Annotated in this window: 1 protein-coding gene; it reads right to left on the reverse strand. The window is 60.8% G+C overall.

Annotation, left to right across the window (positions count from 1 at the left end):
- Window positions 1–1,944, reverse strand: a 1,944-nt coding sequence (locus GOW98_RS25465; RefSeq protein WP_170337390.1) for a tandem-95 repeat protein, incomplete at both ends; no start/stop codon positions are given.

Here is a 1,944-nt window from a genome sequence, read left to right on the forward strand (position 1 = left end):
TCCTGACCCGTCGACAATCCGTCATCCGCCGCATCCGGAACCGTGTTGCCCGGAGGCGTGCCGGTCACCGTGACCGTCACGGTTGCGGTATCTGTGTCGGTGCCGTCGGTGATGGTGTAGGTAAAGCTGTCCGCCCCGGTGAACCCGGCATTGGGTGTGTAGGTCAGCGTGCCGTCGCCATTATCCGCCACCGTGCCATTGGTCGGCTGGGTGAAGCTGTCCAGGCTCAGCAGGTCACCGTCGCCATCGCTGTCATTGGCCAGCAAATCCGCGGCCACATTCACAACCAACGCTGCATCCTGACCCGTCGACAATCCGTCATCCGCCGCATCCGGAACCGTGTTGCCCGGAGTGCTGTTGCCGTCCTCATTCGTGATCGGATCGGCAGAGGTCTCGAAATAATCCACCTGCGCAGTAAAGCCCGAAGCACTGCCGGTGTTGCCCGCAAACACACCCACAGAGGTGACCGTCAGCGCACGGGTAAAACTGCCCGCCGTGGTCCAGTTTGCCCCGTCGGTCGAGTAATACATCGTCCACAAATCACCGCTGCGCTCAACCCGAAGATACGGGGCGCTGCCGCCGGGGATCACCGCGTTGAACTTTGGCGTTGAGTCACCGTTGACGGTGGTCGCTGCAAAAACGCGCAGATTATTGCCATCGGAATAGGTATCAAAACGCAGCCAGTTATCGGCGTCGGCTTCGACCAGCAAGCCCTGCATCTGATACTGGTCGGTTGGCGTGCTCAGAAATCGAGTCTCAAGGGTGAAGTCCTCGTCCGCCTGGCTCTGCATGGCGCGGGCACCCTTGTTGGTATCCCAAATATTATGGTCGCCATCCGGCGTCACCAGTTCCAGATAGGCATCGGACGCAGTCGACCCCAGCGCATGGGAAATCCCCGCTGGACCAATCACCGTCCAGACCGGGTCAAGCGTTGCGCCCGCGAAATCATCCGATACCGCTGCCGCCGGTGGCGATGCGACAGTAACCGTCACGGTTGCGGTATCTGTGTTAGTGCCGTCGGTGATGGTGTAGGTAAAGCTGTCCGCCCCGGTGAACCCGGTATTGGGTGTGTAGGTCAGCGTGCCGTCGCCATTATCCGCCACCGTGCCATTGGCCGGCTGGGTGAAGCTGTCCAGGCTCAGCGGATCATTGTTCGGATCACTGTCATTGGCCAGCAGATCCGCCGCCACATCAATAGCCAGTGCTGTATCCGGCAGCGCCACCAGCGTATCATCGCTTGCCTCGGGCGGCAGCGGCGCGGGCACAAACCCCCCGTCTTCATCCGCTATCGGGTCGCTGGCGAATTCAAAGTAATCCACCTGTGCGGTATAGCCCGCGCTGGTCTGAGTGCTGCCCGCCATCGGCCCCACGGCCGTGACGGTCAGCGCATGGGTAAAACTGCCCGCCGTGGTCCAGTTCACCCCATCCGCTGAATAGCGGAACGTCCAGGTGTCCCCCGAACGCGTCAGATCAAGATATTCGGCACTGCCACCAGGGATTGTCACATTGAAGGCCGGCGAAGAGTCTCCATTGATGGTGGTAGCTGCAAAGGCACGCAGGTTGGTGCCGTCAGAATAGGTATCAAAGCGCAGCCAGTTGTCTGCGTCCTGTTCAACCAGGAAGCCCTGCAACTGGTACCGCTCGGATGGCGTGCTCAGGAACCGCGCCTCGACCTGAAAATCTTCGTCCGCCACGGTCTGCAGCAGCCGCGCCCCACGGTTCTCGTCATAAACGTCATAATCACCCGCAGGGGTCGACAAGATCAGGAAAGCATCGCTGCCGGAAGTGCCCAATCCAGAACTAACCTCTCCCGGCCCTGCAAATGCCCAGATCGGGTCAAGCGTTGTTGCCGAGAAGTCATCCGAAGTACCGGAACCGGGGGGGGGAGCCACCGTGACCGTCACGGTTGCGGTATCTGTGTCGGTGCCGTCGGTGATGGTGTAG

Source organism: Ruegeria arenilitoris (assembly GCF_013032445.1).
Classification (GTDB): Bacteria; Pseudomonadota; Alphaproteobacteria; order Rhodobacterales; family Rhodobacteraceae; genus Ruegeria; species Ruegeria arenilitoris_F.